Origin of the sequence: Stenotrophomonas sp. 610A2 (genome assembly GCF_030549615.1) — a bacterium.
In the GTDB taxonomy this organism is placed as follows: Bacteria; Pseudomonadota; Gammaproteobacteria; order Xanthomonadales; family Xanthomonadaceae; genus Stenotrophomonas; species Stenotrophomonas pigmentata.
Genome location: NZ_CP130832.1, coordinates 2444464 through 2462050 on the forward strand (window position 1 = coordinate 2444464; position 17587 = coordinate 2462050).

The window sequence follows — 17587 nt, forward strand, 5'->3', positions numbered from 1 at the left end:
TTTGTTCCTGCTTTCCCAAACTACGAGTGCGCAACGTGCCGATCGGGCACCGGTTTTTTAATGAATTTTTTCTTACAGCGCCTGCGCGGCCTGTGCGCGCACGCGCACGTGGATTCCGTCTGGCGCCACCTGCGTAACCAGTGTCGGTTGCTGGTCAAGAAACGCACGTAGTGATGCCACGTCATCCACACGCAGATTCCCCGTGAGCCGCAGTGCGCCCGCATCGTTGCTTACATGCAGGCGCAGCGTGTTGCGCCTATTGAAGCGGTCGGCCACGTCGCGTAGCGATTCGTCCCGGAACACCACCCTGCCCTTCCACCATGCGCTCATGCTGGCGGGATCTTCCTCGCTAACCGCCACACGTTGGTCGCGATAGTCCACCTGGGCCGCCTGACCGGCGCCGAGATTGGCCAGCATGCGTCCGCTTCCCCGGTCGCCACGCACGTGCACGCGTCCCTCGCTGACGGCAATGCGCGCCTGTTCCCGCAGCAACGACACATCGAACGTGGTGCCGATGTCGGTCACCTGCAGACCTGCGGCGTTTACCGAAAATGGGCGGCGATCCTTGCCCACCACGAAACTGGCCTGGCCGCGCTCGAGCTCAACGCGTCGCCCCAGCAGTGTCATGCGAACTGATATCTCGCTTTCCGCATCCAGCTGCACCACGGTGCCGTCTGTCAGCTTGATTTCGCGGGGAACCCTATGTGCGGCGGCGTAGTGCCCGGTACGGGGCCAGGCCAAGGTGGTCGCAACGCCCACAGCCAACATCAGAGCAGCCGCAAGCGCGATGCGCGGCCTTCCTAGTGCTGGGCTGGCGTTCGCTGCCGTAGGCTCTGCACGCGCACGCAATGGAAAACGTACTACGTTGTGTTCATTGCCAACGGGTGCTGGGGCCTGCAGCAGCGATTCCACGTCGATCGGCATCGCCCGGAATGCTTCCCCAAGCGCAGCGGCCACCTCGCTGATAGCCAAGTACTCACGCAGGTGTTCAGGAGAGACCAGCAGCCACTGCATGAACTCGCGCTGTTGCGAAGGGCTGAGTTCGCCTTCACGTTGCAGGGCATGCCAGTGCGCGGCTGCACTGGTCAGCGCCGAGGGATGTTCCACGGCCATGCTCAGCGGCTCCCCGCAGGATCGGCCATTACCCGGCGGCATACCGAAAGCCCGCGAACAACGTGCTTCTTCACCATGTGCGGCGATACACCCATGCGTTCTGCAATCTGCTTGTAGCTCAGTCCATCGCGATACTGCATGACCAGAACGGCGCGTGTGTGCTCTGGCAGCGTCGCCAGCAAGGTTTGTAGGTGCTGGCTGCGTTGTTCGCGTTCGGCGGCATCTTCCACGCATTCTCCGCTGGCCAGGTTTTGGGCCAGGCCGGTGATCTCTTCGATGGACAGCGTCGACCAACGTCGCCTCGTGGCTTGCTCGCGCGCGAGGTTCTGCGCGACGGTAAAAAGATACGCTTCCGGATTGGCGATCGGCTCACCCTTGCGTTCGTGTGCATGCAGCAGGCGCAGATAGGTTTCCTGCACAAGGTCCTCGGCATCCTGCCGCGCACCACGCCGCACGAAGAAACCGCGCAGCAATGGCGCGTGGTCTTCGAACATGCGCGCCAAGCGCCGTCTTGCCTGCTCGGCCACCTGCGTCGCCCTTACCCCTGAAGTGCGCGCAAGGTAGGCGGCGGATGTTACGAGCGCATGACCGACGGGCGCGCAATAGCTTCTTCCTCCTTGAAACGACGTCCGGTTGCATCATCTCAAGTACGCATGACGTCATGCCTTCGGCGGGGCGAAACCCGTCTGAGGGCATCAAGATCTGGACGATTCATGGAAGGATTTCGCTGCCGACGGTCTGCCGCAGCAATTGCCTCGTCAGCTGTAATCCGGTTTCGTCGCCTTAAGCCGCCCTTCGTCGCAATCTGTTTGCAAATTGAGCGACGGGTGTAACAAGGTGCGCCCCGGGGATGGGGCTGGCAGGCGGAACAGCTCCCCAGCGACACGGGCATATTCCACGGGGTTGATGCATGCACTTTGCAAACATTGCGGTTCACGTCGTGGCAGGCTCGATCGCGTTGGTGATAGGTTTCCTGATCCTGCTCAAGGAAAAGGGAACGGCAGGTCATCAGCGGCTTGGACTCGCGTTCTTATGGATGACGTTGCTGGTCTGTGCAACGGCTGCCATCGGAACGATCTTCTTCCGCTTCCTGCCTGCATTTGCCGTGCTGAGCCTGCTGGTCCCCTATCAGCTGTTCGGCGGCTGGCGTGCGGTGCGTACGCGGGAAAGAGGTCCAATGCGGATTGACGCGGGCGCGCTGCTGATTGCCCTGTTGCTCGCCTTGCCCTTGACCATGGAGGTACTCGGGCACGGCCGTCGGTTGACGGCCGTTGACTACTCGGCTGTAGGAGCGCTGGGCTTGATCCTGGCCTACGACGCCGCCAAATGGACGTTTCCCCGAAGCTGGCACGGCGCGATCTGGCGGTATGAGCACAGCTACAAAATGACGGCTTCGGTGTTTGCCATGCTTTCAGCGTTGATCGGCAACGTTGTCCGGATCGGCCAGCCGTGGTCGCAGTTGGCGCCTTCGGTGATCGGCTTGGTGGTGATCGCCGTATCGTTTGTTCGGTTGGGGCAACGGCAGATGTCTGGCAAGGAATCCCTATGAGCAGCCACCGTACCCATTGAAGGCACACTGCATTGGCTTTCAGTTGGCGCCGTTGGTCGCCACCTCAAGAATGTGGCGCGATTGGGGAAGTCCCCATCGCGCCACGTGGCAAGGGTGATGCTGGGCAAAACCTGACGGCGCTTACACCTGCGCCATACCACCATCCACAAAGAACTCGATGCTGTTGACGAAGCTGGCGTCTTCCGAGGCAAGGAAAGCCACCGCCTTGGCCACTTCCTGCGGCTCGCCCAACCGTCCCAACGGAACCTGTGCAGCCAGGTGATCGAACAACCCCTGCCTTGCCTCATCAGGCACCAGGTCACCCAGTCCAGGTGTACGGATCGGCCCCGGGCTCACCACATTGACCCGGATGTGGCGATCCTTCAGATCCAGCGCCCATGAGCGGGCAAAGTTGCGCACCGCAGCCTTGCTGGCGCTGTACACGCTGAAATTGGCAGTGCCCTGGACGGAAACCGTTGAGCCGGTGAGGATGACCGAAGCGCCATCAACCAGCAGCGGCAGCGCCTTCTGCACGGTGAACAGCACACCGCGTACATTGGTGGCGAAGATCCGGTCGAAGTGTTCCTCGGTGATCGCCCCCAAGGGCAGCATGTCGCCGCCGCCGGCGTTCGCGAACAGGATGTCCAGCTTCCCGGCGGCCTTGGCGATCTGGGCGTAGACCACGTCCAGGTCGCCAGGAAGCGATGCATCGGCACGAATGCCGCTGGCAGCCGGACCGATCGCGGTTACCGCCGCGTCCAGCTCAACCTGGCGACGGCCGGTAACAAACACGCGGGCACCAAGCGCAGCAAGGTGCTGGGCGGTGGCCAGGCCAATACCGGTGGTGCCGCCAGTGACCAGCGCTACCTTGCCGTTGAAACGATTGCTCATGACATTCTCCTGAGTGGCTGCCGGAAGGGGGTGGCAGCGGGTGGAAGAAGAATGGGCCAGTGCCAATCAGCGATAAATGCCACCTAATGACAATAACTATGCATGTGCATGCATAATCAATGTCATGAACCAACTCATCGCCATCCGTGCGTTTGCCCGCGTTGTCGAGGCCGGCAGCTTTACCCGTGCCGCTGACTCACTGGACATTCCCGTCACCACCTTGAGCAAGCTGGTGCGCGACCTGGAAGCGCACCTTGGCGTGCGCCTGCTGCAAAGGACCACCCGTCGGATAGCAATCACCGCAGAGGGCCAGTCGTACTACGAGAAGACCGGCCGCGTGCTACGCGACCTTGAAGACATCGACACCTCATTCGGCACCGCGCGCAGCGCGCCTCGCGGACTACTGCGCGTGGACATTGGCGGTTCTACTGCCCGCGATGTGTTGATACCGGCATTGCCGGACTTCATGGCGCGCTATCCGGACATCCGCATTGAACTGGGCGTCTCCGACCGCCAAGTAAACCTGATCGGCGAGAACGTGGACTGCGTTATACGTGGCGGTGCACTGGACGACTCCTCCCTGGTGGCCCGTCATCTGGGCGACACCCACCTGATAACCTGCGCGAGCCCGGGCTATCTGAAGGCGCACGGCGTACCGGCCTATCCCGACGAACTGCGTAACGGGCATCGTCTCGTCAGCTACCTGATGCCCTCCACCGGGCGTCCGGTACCGTTCCGTTTCCGGGGGGAAAATGGGGCTTTCGAGATCAAGCTCGATCATCGCATCGGCATCAACGAAAGCAACGCGCATCTCGCCGCTGCCATCGCCGGCATGGGGCTGGTGCAGACCTTCAGCTATGCAGCAGGCCCCGCGCTGCGGAACAACAGCCTGATAGAGGTGCTGCGGCCATGGCGACCGGCCGCATATCCATTCCATGTGGTGTACCCCACCAGCAGGCACGTAAGCCACCGCCTGCGGGTATTCCTGGATTGGTTGGCAGCCGTGATGCCACAACTGCTGGACGCGGATGGCGAGCTTGCCCCAGCGGACCAGCCAGCTCGTCGAGTCTGATCACAGGAGGTACTGCGGCGCAAATGCCGACTGTCCGCAAACGTGTTTCAGGCTTCTCTGAAAATGGATCGCAGTCGGCGTCCGCTGTCAGCCGGAAACAACGGTCCATACGCCAAATGTGCGTAGGCCTATCGGGCTTCCAGCTCCTTGAGAAGCTCGCGTATGCGCGTTTCGCCCGGCGCAAGTTCGCTGGCCCTCCGGTAACTGCTTATCGCCTGATCACGCTGCCCATTGGCAAGATAGGCTTCACCAAGACTGTCATGGACGTTCGCCGATTCCGGGTGTGCGTAGGCATTCCATTGGAACACCGTTACGGCTTCCGGCAGGCGCTTCATTCTCAACAGGCGATAGCCCAGTGAGTTCAAAGCTCTCTCGGAAACGTCGTACTCACTACTGGTGGCGCCCAATGCTTCATATGCACGCGTCATCCCAGGCACGCCCTGCGACAGCGCCACCGGCACCAGCAGGTCGCCCAGATTCTTCTTCGCCAGCGCAACTGGCTGGCCGTGGAGCACCGACATCAGCTCCTTGCCCAAGGTCGCCACCGTTTCGCCCTGCCAATAGTTGTCCAGGATGATCACCACTGACTGGTCCTGTTCAGCGCGGAGCCAATAACTCTGGTAGCCGGGAACGCTGCCTGTGTGCGATTCCACCTTGTAGGTGCCACCCGCAGGCAGCGACCAGTTTTCCACCTCCCAGCCGTATCCATAGCCTGAACGATGGTTTGTCCACATCACTTGCCGGGACTGCTCTGCCAATAGCAGATCGCCGTGCAACGCCTGATCCAGCCGGAACAGATCGTCAACCGTGGAATAGAGACCGGCTGCAGCGAACGAGACGCTGGGGTCGATCGGCATGGGCCGCGCCAGGCTGAGGTCGGGCCGGGTTTGGTAGCCGGTTGCCAAGCGCGGAACAAGTTCGCTGGCGTGATACAGCCCGCTCGCCGTCATCCCCGCCTTGCCCAGGATCCGCTGCTGCAGGTTCGCTTCGTAGCTGGCCCCGGTCACTTTCTCGATGATCAGGCCAAGCAGGAAGTATCCGTTGTTGTTGTACCGCCACTCTGCCCCCGGAGCGCTCACCAGCTTCCCGGGGATCCACGCCTTGGCGAAATCCTCTGGCTCGAACGAAAGCCGCGCTTGGGTGTTCCACCACGGGTCTTCGTAGCTGCGTGGAAGATCGGCGACGCCGGAAGTATGGTTCAGTAGCTGCGCAATGGTGACAGCGGCTGCAGGTGTGTTGGCGTATAGCGCCGGCAGGTACTCACCGAGTGTTCCATCCAGTCGCAAGCTGTTTTCCTGCACCAGTTGCATCACCAGGATCGCGGTGATCGGCTTGCTCAACGAGCCGATGCGAAAGACGCCGTCGCCCGTGTTTGCTACCTGCCATTCCCGGTTGGCCAGTCCGTATGCGCCGCGATACATGATGCGTCCGTGCTGGGCGACCAGCACAACGCCGTTAAAGCTGCGGTTCGCTGCATAGCTGTCCACCAACTGCTTCAGCTCAGCTGGGCCGGCCTGTGCCTTGGCCGTGCCAGCTGTGCCGGCAAACACTGCAAGAATGGTTGCTGCCAAGAGAATGGCCCGGCAAAAGCTTCGACTTCCCTTCACGGAAAACAGCAACATGGCGCCGGGCATCCCTGTATCTCGTCAGTAGAGACGGAGTTTAGCGGCCCAGAGCACGCGCCAGCTGGTCCAGGAGCCGTGACTAATGACCTATAGCTGCAATGCTCGAATGCTTGGCCATGGAAAGTTTCGTGGCATGCCAGACAAGCACTGTCGCATGCCCCGGCGCGCTGTCAGCACCGGGGCATGCGTTTCCTGCTGCCGATCAATATGTGCCGGTCAGGTTGAGGAACCAACCCTTGTGGTCGTAATCGAAGTCAGTCAGGTCATCGCTGAAGCGGGTGAAGTTGTATCCCGCACCGATGCGGAAGTGCTTGTTGATGTCACGGTCCACGCCGACCAGGAAGCCGTGCTTGGCACCGCCATCTTTCACATCCAGCCAACGGTACTCACCCAATGCATGCCACTGCGCACGAAGCTCGTAGCGCGCCTGGACCGCCGCGAAGGTGGTCGCCGAATCCAGCCACACCCCAGTGCCACGTCCCATCCGAACCTCACCTTCACGACGCGCCAGCTTGCCGGCGAATTCCCAGTGTTGGTCGTGCTTGTACACGCCCTCCAACGACACCACCTGCGAGCGCTGGTCATACTGTGCGCCGCCAAGCTGGCCCATGCTGGCCAGGTCGTAGAGGTAGGTGTAGCGGCCGAACAAGCCCCAGCGCTCGCTGTTCCACGGGCGATAGGCAAAGCCGAGGTTGCCCTCGATGAAGCGCGCGCCTTCCTGCGGGTTGCGGACGTCGTCGGTGTCGGCGTAGTTCAAACGTGCCGCAATCCGCCAGCTGTCGTTGATGCGGTGGGTCAGGCGGGTGGTGCTGACCCACTGCTCACGCTGCTCCGCACCGCTGTCCTCGCGCCACTCGATCTTGCTCTGCCAATCGGTCTCCGGAGACGTGTGGCCACCGGAGACGCTTATTGCGCGTCGGTCGACGATGCCGCCTGATCCAAGTTCCTGCAGCTCGCCCTCAGACAAGGTGAAACCGGTGTTCCAACCGCGTGCCGGGTAGAAATCCATGCCGAAGGTATGGGCAAGACCACTCTGTCCGCGCTCCTTCAGGAACTGGCTTTCGTTGAACACGTTGACCTGATTCGAGAGACGCCAACGCTGACCCAAGGTCCAGCCGTTCTGGCCCCCTGCGTTGAACAGAGAGTCATACTCGGTGGTATCGGTCGAATAGGTATAGCCACCGTATAGCGCGTGCTCCGGGCTCAGACGGTACTCGGCGTTCACCGTTGCCGCATGGCCGCGATCACCATCAGTGACCTCGGCGCCGACCGAAGAGTTGTCACCAAACAGATGCTTGGCACCAACGGTGAAGGCATCGTTGTCGGCATAGCGACCACCGTCATCATCGACGGTAAACTGCGCCACGCCGTAGAGCTCCAGCGTGGAGGCAATACGGTGCTGGTACTTCAACGCCGCCAACGTACCAACCGCATCTAAATAACTTCCTTCCTGGTTGACACGCCGCACTTCCAGCCCAAGCGTGCCGTCTTCACTGACGCGCCAATCCAAGGTCGCTTGCGCCTGGGTCAGCACGTCAGCGCCACGCTCGGCGCGGGTGTAGCGCGTGTAGATGCCAAGATCGGGTGTGAACTGGCCCAGCAGCTCGGCACCGTACTCCGTTACCGGCAAGCCATTGTCGTAGCGAGAGATCGAGTAGCCGGCATCGGTACGTCGCCACCACGCGCCCGCACTCCAGTCCTGCTCGGTCCAGCCCAGTTCCCTGAAATTGGCGCGTGCCTCGAGCGACTTCGCATCGCCTTCGCGGTTGAGCGCGGTGTTGTTCTGCTGGATGAAGCTCAGGCCACCATTGTCGGAGAAGAACGCCGGGACCCCGAAGGACTCGCTGCGTGCGTACTCAGCCTTCAGGTAAGTTCCCTTGCCGGCCTGCAGGGTGATATCGCCGCCCTTGAGCGTGTAGTCCTCTCCTGCCCTGTTTTCATCGATGTAGGTTGCACCAACGCCAACATGATCGCCGAACCAGTGTTTGCCGCGCAGGCCTACGGTCAATTCATCAGCATCGAAGCCAGAAGGAACCCACTCATAGTCCACCAGCAGGCGTTGTTCCAGTCCATCCAGCGGCGTGTCACGGGTCAATGTTGGGTTGTTGTCGCGGCTGATCTGGGCCAATGGCCGGGTCAGCAGGATGCGCCCCTGCAGTTCATCGACCTCATAGTCGGCGCCACGCTGCAGCACCACACGGTTCTCGGTACGTCCGGTGCTGCGGTCACGCGTTTCCAGCGTCACCACGTCCGAACCTGGCAGCAGATCGGTATGCCGCAGATAGTAGAGGCTGCCACCAGTACCGATGAATTCGTTATGTCCCGGCGCACTCTCCGGCTGCGACCCGAACACACGCAGTTCGCTGCCCGCATCACCCCAGCGGTTGCTCGCATTGGATCGCCAGTTCAGCGCCGCGCCGTACAGCGAACGCACGTATTGGCCGAATTCGGTACCAGTGAGCCCGGTGGCGTAGTTGCCCCATAGCGCCTGGTTCTTGTCCCAGTCCACGCGCAGGTAGAACCGCCCCATCGTGTCCACGTCACGATAGGTATTGGAATCGTCGCCATAGACCGGGTAGTACAGGTCTGGATCGAGGCGGCGGAACACATCCTGCGGATCAGCCTTGGTGAAACCATCGAACAGGCGCTCCAGGTCACGCTCGGTGGTATCGGCCTGGGCGGTCACGAGGTACTTGCCGCGTAGCTTGGCCTTGCCATAGAAAGCAAGCCGGCCATCGCTGATGACGTCATCCTGGTAGCGGCTGTCGCCCACGAAGGGCCGTGACGAACCACTGACCTTGTTCTGTGCGACGGTGACATCAGCCAGGCCGACACCAAAGAAGTAACGACCGGTTACATCCACGTCCAGCGTGTGCGCTGGCGCCGATGCTGCATCGCTGCCAGCGGCACCACCGAGCGTGATGTCAAAACGGTGACGTCCAACCGGCACAAGGTACTCGGCAACGAACTTGCGCTCCAGGTCGACCGGATAGCTCTGCCCGTTGATGTTCAACCCCGCGTCGGCCGGAATGTTGCGGCCCTGGATGCGCACCCGCGAACCGTATAGCGGTATGTTCTGCTGGCGCAGGCCGTTCTCGGTGAAGACGTCGTCGATCAGGCTTTGCGCCTGCGCCTGATCGCTGCTCATCGCGTTGCCCAGGCGGCGCTCGGTACTGTTGCGCAGCGCAGTGGCACCGCGCTCGGCCTCTTCCGGTGACACCAACTGCAGGCTGCGCGGCGAGGTTTCATCCACCTGCCCTTCGCCGCCGGTAGCCCGCACCACATACACCAAGGCGTCGCCCTTGCGGAAACGATACTTGGCAGGCAGCGTGCCATCCCACGCAACCTGGCTGACCGCGGCAACCTCCAGCGGTACCACCGCCAGCGGTTCGATCAGGTCAGCGTCATTGGCGCGATAGATACTGATTTCCAGCCGTTCGATGAACGCTGGATAGTTGCCGCGGACGTAAAACTGCACCGGCTTGAGGATGCGTGCACCGTCGAACGACACCACCGATGGCGCCGATACCGACAGCTCCGGCTGGCCAAGGGTTGGATCTTCTGTAGCCCAGATCACACCGCCACCTGGCAGGTCGATCGAGAACTTGCCGGTCACCACCGCCTTGTCCGCCGGCAGTGTCTCGATGCTCACGCGACGATCAGCCTGCAGCGCGGCCGAAGAGGAGCTCGCGCTGGTACCTTGGGAGACCGGGCTGTCATAGCTGCGGGTCCGCAGGCGGAACGATAGCCCGTCAGCTGCCCTGCAACCGTCGCTGTCACAGCTCACCTGCGCGGTGGTATCCGCACTTGCACTGGTGTCGCCGACAGTTGCAGCTTCCTGTGCCGCGGCGATCGGCGCCATGCCGGCCAGCAGCGAAATCAGGGTGTAATCCAGCAACTTCATCTTCATGTGCTTTTCCATGACCCGCCCCCCTTACTTGGTTGCGCCGGTTGGCGCACCCGGGTCGTTATCCAGTTCCACACGCAGTCCGCTCCGGGCCTGCGCACCAAGGCGCCCGGCGAGCGCGTCGAACACCGCCTTGGCCCGCTGCATACCCAGCGTCGCGTTGTAGGCATGGGCGCCGCGCGCGTCGGTGTGGCCCACCAGCAGCACGCTGCCCCCCTTCATCTGTTCCAGCGTCGCCGCCACGGTGTCTAGCAACGGAAAGAACTCCGGCCGGATCGTCGCCTTGGCGGTGTCGAACAGCACCGTGCCCAGCAACGCACCGTCGTGGCTTACACCTGCAACCATTGCGTCCTCACCTTCGGCCCGCGCCCGCGCAGTGACGACGAGCCCCTTGGCCGAAGTCTCATCGAGCTGCGACAGCAATGCGCCCTTGACGGCATTGGCGCGTTCCAGCGCCAGCGCCGCTTGCTCTGCGTCGGCCACGATCAGCACTTCGCCTCCATGGTGTGCGCGCACCTTGGCTGCCATCGCCTCCAGCAGCGGAGCATGGCCGGTCGGCAACATGGCGCTGCCGGGCGCGAAGAACACTTCGCCAAGCTCCATTTCCAGCTGCCCGCCTTCGGCCTGGATCAGCGCCTCGTCGTACTTCACGCCCCAATCGAAACGCACCGGCACGCCCGGCGTGAGCCGCCGCAGCAGCGGATTGTCAGTAGTGAACTGCGCTCCCGCCGGCAAGGTGGTCGGGTCGACCTTGAGAATGAAGTTGCGACCGCGTTCCCACGCGCCGCCGGAGATGCCAGCCAGGTGATAACGACCAAACTGGTCGGTCTCGATCAGCAGGCCTTCCACCGAGGCAATGCGGACGCCCGGAATACCACGCTCGTCGATGCCCAGGTTGCTGATCACGTAGTCCACCACGTAACCGTTCTCGCCCTGTGCGACCCTGCGTTCCACCACGGGCTGCGCTGCAGTCAGGCCCTTGGCAGCGTCTCCACTGGTTTCCACCGTGGTCACGCCATTGCGGTCCATCCGCACCGTTACGCCCTGTGCACTGGTCAGCACGAAATCGTCGGTGAACTCCAATGCGCGCAACGTCTGCCGCACCACCACCTGGTGATCACGCGCCGGATCGGCTGCCGACTGGCGGCCACTGATCGTGCCGACGTCAATACCATGCAACAACGGCGCGCTGGCATCGGCCTGCGGCTGCGGGCCGGCACCACGGTCCAGCGTGGTCGAGTTGGCCACGTAGACAGTCGCGGCAAAGCCGCCACGTACCTGCACACCGGCCAGTTGCGCGCTGTCCTGCCAACCATCGCCGTCGCGGTCATTGAAGACCGTACCAAACACCAGGCTGTCATCCAGCAGGGTATCGCCGACCACCGAAACTTCGGCGGTTGCGAGGTTGGACAGCACCGTACCGGTTGCCGACAACGCCTGCGCCTGGTTCACCTGGATGCCAACGCGGGTGCCAGCACCGACGCGCATCATGTAGACCAGCTTGGCGCTGCCACCAACCGCGATGTCCAGCCCTTCGAATCGCACCGGCGACTGGCCGGAGACGGTGGCGGCATTGTCACCATCGCTGACCACCAGCGAACCTTCCACGTAGCTGAAGCCTGCCGCCGGCGAGTCAACGATGCTGCCGTTGAGCAGCGGGCCGTCGCCGAGGTTCTCCACTGACAAGGTGTAGCGCACGAGGTCACCGATACGTGCTTCACGTGCGCCAGCGGTCTTGACCACGCGCAACAGTGCCTCGCCGCTCACCAGCACGATTGCATCGGCACTGTCGCAGTTGCTCGGGTTGAGCACTTCACAGATGGTGTACGGATAGCGATAGGTTGCAGGCGGCGTGCCCGCGGTGATGCGGATGCTGCCATCGGCATTCATCAGCAGGCCCGGGTGCGGGGCTGCGCCTGGAACCAGGGTCACCTGGCCAAGCTGTGCCGGATTGCCACCCAGGGTGTCGTTGCCGAGCACGCTGGGCGAGCTGCCACCACCGCCACTGCGTACCGGCAGCTGGGTGTCGTCTACCGCGCGGATGGTGGTCGCGCTTATCGTCAGCGTGACCGTGGCATCGTCGCAGTTGTCCGGGTTCAACGTCTCGCAGATGCGATAGCCGATGATGTAGGTGCCAGCTGGCGTACCCGCAGGAACGGAAACGATACCGGTAGCCGGATCCAGCAGCGGAACCAACCCACCATTGATCGCCACCGCCGGCACGGTCACGCTGCCGGTGATCTTCGCCGTATCAACCGGGCTGCCGTTGATCACGTCATTGTCATAGGCATTGCCGGCGACGGGCGTGCCGACGGAGCCATCCAGCGGAACAAGAACATCGTCGACCGCACCCAGCAAAGGCAGGATCGCCACGTCCACAGCACTGGAAGGGCTGTTCACCACGGGTGGCGCCGGCGTGCCTGGCGCGGTCGGCGGCTGACCAGCGGCCGTCGCACTGTTATGCACGGTGCCAGCCATCACGTCGGCGGCGGTCACGGTGTAGGTCGCTGTTGCAGTGGCCTTCTCAGCAGGCAGCAACTGGCCGCCTACACCCGGCCAGATGTAGGCCAGAGCGCTCAGCCCGGACAGCTGATCGTTGACCGAAACGCTGCTCAGGATGACGTTGCCGGTATTCTCGATCTCGAACGCGTAGGCGATGACGCTGCCCTCGCGATACGGACCGATCGAGGTGACGGACTTGCGCAAGGTCATCGACGGGACCTGCTCGGTGGCGGTATCCACCGAATCGGCGGGGCTGGTAACTGGCGGCGGTGTAGCGCCACCCGGTACGGTCGGGGGCTGACCAGTCGCGGTTGCACTGTTGTGCACGTGGCCTACAGCAACTTCTGCGGCGGTCACGGTGTGCACGCCGGTGCAGGTGGTATCCGCACCCGGCTGCAGCACGCTGCTTGTGCAGGCCGCTGCTGCATCCAACAACGGATCATTGACGACCACGCCAGTGAGGATCACATCGCCGGTGTTTGTCACCACGAACTGGTAACTGATCGCACCGCCAACGCTGTAAGGGCCGGTCGAAGTCACCGACTTGACGATGGACAGCGACGGGTTCTGGGCGGTAGCGGTATCCACCGAATCAGCCGGGCTGGTCACCTGCGGAGGCGTGGATGCGCCCGGTGCAGTCGGTGGTTGACCGGTTACGGTGGCGCTGTTGTGCACATAGCCCGCAGCGACTTCGGCCGCGGTCACGGTGTGCAGGCCAGCACAGGTGGTGTCTGCGCCTGGCTGCAGGGTAGTGACGGCACATACGGCGGGTGCATCCAGCAGCGGATCGTTGACCACGATGGCGGTCAACGTCACGTCGCCGGTGTTGCTCACCACGAATTGATAGCTGATTGCGCTGCCTACACCATACGGACCGGTCGAAACCACCGACTTGACGATCTCCAGCGACGGATTCTGCGCGGTAGCGGTATCCACCTGGCTCGGCGTACTGGTGATCGGCGACGGCGGTGTGCCTCCTGGCGGTGTCGGCGGCTGGCCAGACACGGTAGCGCTGTTGTGCACGTGACCCACTGCCACTTCAGCAGCAGTCACGGTATGCACACCTGTGCACGTCGTGCTTCCACCCGGCTGCAGCGTGGTTGCCAGGCAGATAGCCGGTGCGTCCAGCTGCGCGTCGTTGACCACGACGCCGGACAGGATCACATCACCGGTATTGGTGATGGCAAATGCATAGGTGATGGTGCTGCCAGCCCCATAGGGACCGCTGGATGTCACCGACTTGACCACGGTCATCGCCGGCGCCTGGTCGGTTGCGGTGTCTACCTCGCTCGGCACGCTGGTCACCACCGCCGGGGCTGGGCCACCAGGCGGGGTCGGCGGCTGGCCGGATACGGTCGCACTGTTATGCACGTTACCCACTGCGACTTCAGCAGCGGTCACCGTATGCACGCCCGTACAGATCGTGCTCGCACCAGGTTGAAGCGTCGTTACGGCGCAGCTGGCGGGCGCGTCAAGTCGTGCATCGTTGACGACTACCCCGCTCAGCGGCACGTTGCCGGTGTTCTCCAGCGCAAACTGATAGGTGACGCTGCTGCCGTTCGTGTACGGACCGGTCGAAGTAACCGTCTTGAGAATGGACAACGCAGCTGCCTGTGCGGCCACGCTGGTGGCCACCGGCGTGCTGTTGCAGCCGCTGATGCAGGCCGGGTCGCCACCACCAGTCACGCCGGCGGTGTTGTTGGCACTGCCGGCGGTCTTCGGCGTCACATTGATCGTGATGGTTTCCGATCCGCCGATCTGCAGCGCGGCCATCGCCACGCTGCAGCTGACGTTCTGGCCACTGATCACACAGTTCGGCGTGGCGGTGTTGATCGCCAGGTTGGCGGGTACCGCATCAGTCACGGTTGCATCAGCGGTAGCGTCAGCAGTACCGGTGTTGCTGACGATGATGGTGTAGTCGAACGGAACGGCGACCACAGCGGTTGCCGGACCGGTCTTGCTGATCTCAAGCCGCGGTGCGTTGATGGTGGTCGACACCGCGGTGCTGGCGCAGCCACTCGCGCAGGCAGCGTCGCCGCCACCAGTGACGGTGGCGGTATTGCTGACGTTGTTACCGGCAGCGGCGGTCGCAGTCACCGGAATGATGAAACTCGCCACGTTGCTGGGTGCGGTATTGGACAGACCAGCGGCAATGCTGCACACCACGGACTGGCTGCCGGCCGGAATCGCGGCGCAGCTGGCTGGGAGCGTACCTATGGTCAGGCCAGTTGGCACCAAGTCGGTGACGGTGGCCGCGACCGGGGTGGCGGCTTGGCCGACATTGCTCACATTGAGGGTGTAGTTGTATGGCACGCCGACCACGGCGGTGGCCGGGCCCGACTTGCTGATCTCCAGGCGTGCAGCGACAACCGGCGTATCTACCGCAGCGCTGCTGCAGCTACCGGCCGTTGCGCAGGCTGGATCACCACCACCGGTGACGGTCGCGGTATTGCTCAGCGTTGTGTTGTTGGTGATTCCCTGCGGCGTGACCGGAATGGTGATGGAGACAACGTTAGCCGGTGCCACATTCGACAGACCGGCGGCGATGCTGCACACCACGTTCTGGCTGCCGTTTGGACTGGTCGTGCAGATGGCCGGCAAGGTGCCGATGGTCAGACCGGTCGGCACCACGTCGGTAACGGTAGCAACGGCGGTGGTCGCAATGGCACCGGTATTGGTTACCGTCAGGGTGTAGTTGAACGATGCACCAACCACCGCGGACGCTGGTGCGGTGATGGATGCGCTCTTGCTGATCGCAAGCCGCGGCTGACCGGCAAACGCAACATGGAACGCACAATCCTCGTTCACCGGACTGATCGTGTATGTGTATGCGCCAGCCGTCGGACCGGTCAGCGTTCCTGGGCATGTGGCCGCGCCATTGGGAGTGGTCACCACCGGAACGTGGCCGGCAGTGCTGGGGGTGAGCGTGAAGCTGGTGCCCTGCCCGTCTTCGACTACCTGCGGCGAGGAATTGTTCAATGTGCCGCCGGCAACGCTTGGCGTCACCATCCACACCTTGGCGAACTCGGCGGTGACTTCGAGGTTCTGCGTGCCCATGCGTACATGGCATTCGCTGCCTGTTACGGTCGTGCAACCACCGGTCCAGGCCTTGAAGATCGAGCCATTGTCCGCCACGGCGGTCAGGTAGGCTTCCTGGGCCTCGCCCAGATTCGCCGAACTGCAGCCTGCGCGTGCACCACCCGAGGGGCAGGCGTAGACCGCAGGAATGGCATTGATACGGCCATCGCCAGCACCAATCGTATTGGCCGTAAGCCGGTGCTCTGCGCCGCTGACCGGCGTGCTGAGTCCGTCGGTGTTATTGCTGGAAACGCTGTCGGACATGCCTGCTGGTGGCGCGACGTTGACCACCGTCACAACTGGCGTGCCCGCTGCTGCAGCATTGAAACCGCTGACGGTGTAGGTCAACGACTGTCCGATAGGCAGATTGGCGGTAGTGGTCTGGATGGCGCCAACGCCGGAGCTGGTGGCTCCGCAGGTCGCCGTGCTGCCAGACGGCACCGCGCACGACCAGCTACCTGGGCCAGTGGTACCACTCACGGTCTGCGAAAGGCTTGCTCCGTTGGCGGCGACCGGACCATTGTTGGTCACCGTCACCGTGTAATTGATGCTGCCGTTGACCAGGTATGACGGGACATTCCCGTTGCTGACCTTGACATCAAGGTCGAGCAGCGAGGTGGAGGCAGTGAGGATGTTGGTTTTCACCAACGGACCGATGAACGGACTGACCGTATTGGCGCGGACGTCGTAGTCACCGTTGTTGATGACGTTGCTGGGGCTGGTGGTCGCTGCATCCGACGGCACAGTGAAAGTCACCGGGAAACTGCCACCGGCGCCCGCCACCAGGTCACCCACCGGGCAATCGATGTAGTCCGCGCGCGGCGACGTACCCGTGTGCGGCCCTGTGCAGGTGGCGGGCCAGGTTCCAGGCACGAACGCGAGCTTCTTACGGTCCTCCGTGATCGGCGCGGCAATGCGGACCACCGAGTTCAACGCGTACACACCGGTGTTGTTGACGTAGTTGTAGGTGTAAGTGACCTGCTGACCAGGCTTGCTCGTCGATGGACCGGTAGCGGCAACGCTCAGGCCTGGCATACGAGAGCCGAAGACGTCGATATAGAGCTGAGCGGTGTGGGAAGGGCCGCCATCCGCGCAGTTGGAGACGTAAATCTTCAGGCGCACCTGATCGCCCACGTCCAGCCTTCCATTACCTGGAGCGATGTCGAAACCCTGCCAGTTGGTGAACTGATAGTCGCCAAATGACTGCCAGGGAATGCCGGTCTGATTTGAGTAATTGAACGTATTGAAGAGCTGTGTATTGCCCTTGGTGAGGTTGATGACCTCAACAAAGAAGAACGGCTGGCGCTCGGCAGGATGGCCTGGATTGTTCAACACAGGCGCCATAGCGAAGCGGATGTGCACCTTGCCATCTACCGGATCGACATCGCTCAGAACCATCGTCGCGGTCTGTTCGAGCGCGTACGCCGCGTAGCCACCGTTGCCACCCAGAAGCGCGGAGGCAGCGCCTGAGAACGGATATTTGGCACCATTGCCGTTTGTCGACTCGGCTGTGCCCGGCGTGGTCAGGATCCTGACATTGTTGCTGAACGCGGACGCCATCGTATTGGTGCTTGGATAGGTTTCCAGCACACCACCCAAGGTCAACTGGCTACCCGAAGTTGGCGGAACGCTGGACAAGCCTACGTTCGAGCGCGTGTAGCGTTCCAGCTTCCACTCGGAGAAGTTCTGGGTCTCGAAACCACCGTTCTTGATCTGCGCCTGTGCTGCCGGTGCAACGCCAAACAGTCCGACCATGGCGAGCAACACGCCTGCAATCGAATGTCGACTGACGATAGAGTTCAAGGAATTGAGAAATGGAGCAACGATTTGCATGACGCGTTCCGTTGGGT

At 62.5% G+C, this 17587-nt stretch carries 8 protein-coding genes; 2 read left to right on the top strand and 6 right to left on the bottom strand.

What is annotated here, in order from left to right; genetic code table 11:
- Positions 1–72: 72 nt before the first annotated feature.
- Together Q5Z11_RS10975 and Q5Z11_RS10980 are read right to left on the bottom strand one after the other, a co-directional pair.
- On the bottom strand, positions 73–1113 hold the full coding sequence (locus Q5Z11_RS10975; protein ID WP_303746451.1) for a FecR family protein: 1041 nt from the start codon (positions 1111–1113) through the stop codon (positions 73–75).
- 2 nt (positions 1114–1115) lie between these two features.
- Entirely contained in the window at positions 1116–1640 is a 525-nt protein-coding gene (locus Q5Z11_RS10980) for an RNA polymerase sigma factor (RefSeq protein WP_303746452.1), read from the bottom strand.
- Between the two features lie 383 nt (positions 1641–2023).
- Here Q5Z11_RS10980 and Q5Z11_RS10985 point away from each other — a divergent pair, with 383 nt between their 5' ends.
- Positions 2024–2662, top strand: coding sequence for a DUF2306 domain-containing protein (locus Q5Z11_RS10985; RefSeq protein WP_303746453.1), 639 nt, complete (start codon positions 2024–2026; stop codon positions 2660–2662).
- 141 nt (positions 2663–2803) lie between these two features.
- On the opposite strand, the gene Q5Z11_RS10990 is transcribed toward Q5Z11_RS10985, so the two are convergent.
- On the bottom strand, positions 2804–3553 hold the full coding sequence (locus Q5Z11_RS10990; protein ID WP_303746454.1) for an SDR family oxidoreductase: 750 nt from the start codon (positions 3551–3553) through the stop codon (positions 2804–2806).
- 124 nt (positions 3554–3677) lie between these two features.
- Between Q5Z11_RS10990 and Q5Z11_RS10995 the strand changes: the two genes are divergently transcribed.
- Positions 3678–4625, top strand: coding sequence for a LysR family transcriptional regulator (locus tag Q5Z11_RS10995; RefSeq protein ID WP_303746455.1), 948 nt, complete (start codon positions 3678–3680; stop codon positions 4623–4625).
- 128 nt (positions 4626–4753) lie between these two features.
- Here the strand turns inward: Q5Z11_RS10995 and Q5Z11_RS11000 are convergent, their stop codons facing one another.
- The 3 genes from Q5Z11_RS11000 to Q5Z11_RS11010 all read right to left on the bottom strand — a co-directional run bounded on the left by Q5Z11_RS11000 (position 4754) and on the right by Q5Z11_RS11010 (position 17570).
- Entirely contained in the window at positions 4754–6247 is a 1494-nt protein-coding gene (locus Q5Z11_RS11000) for a serine hydrolase (RefSeq protein WP_303746456.1), read from the bottom strand.
- Between the two features lie 205 nt (positions 6248–6452).
- A complete protein-coding gene (locus tag Q5Z11_RS11005; RefSeq protein ID WP_303746457.1) occupies positions 6453–10160 on the bottom strand; it encodes a hypothetical protein in 3708 nt (1235 codons plus the stop codon).
- A 24-nt stretch (positions 10161–10184) separates the two neighbouring features.
- A complete protein-coding gene (locus tag Q5Z11_RS11010; RefSeq protein ID WP_303746458.1) occupies positions 10185–17570 on the bottom strand; it encodes a DUF7507 domain-containing protein in 7386 nt (2461 codons plus the stop codon).
- Positions 17571–17587: the final 17 nt, after the last annotated feature.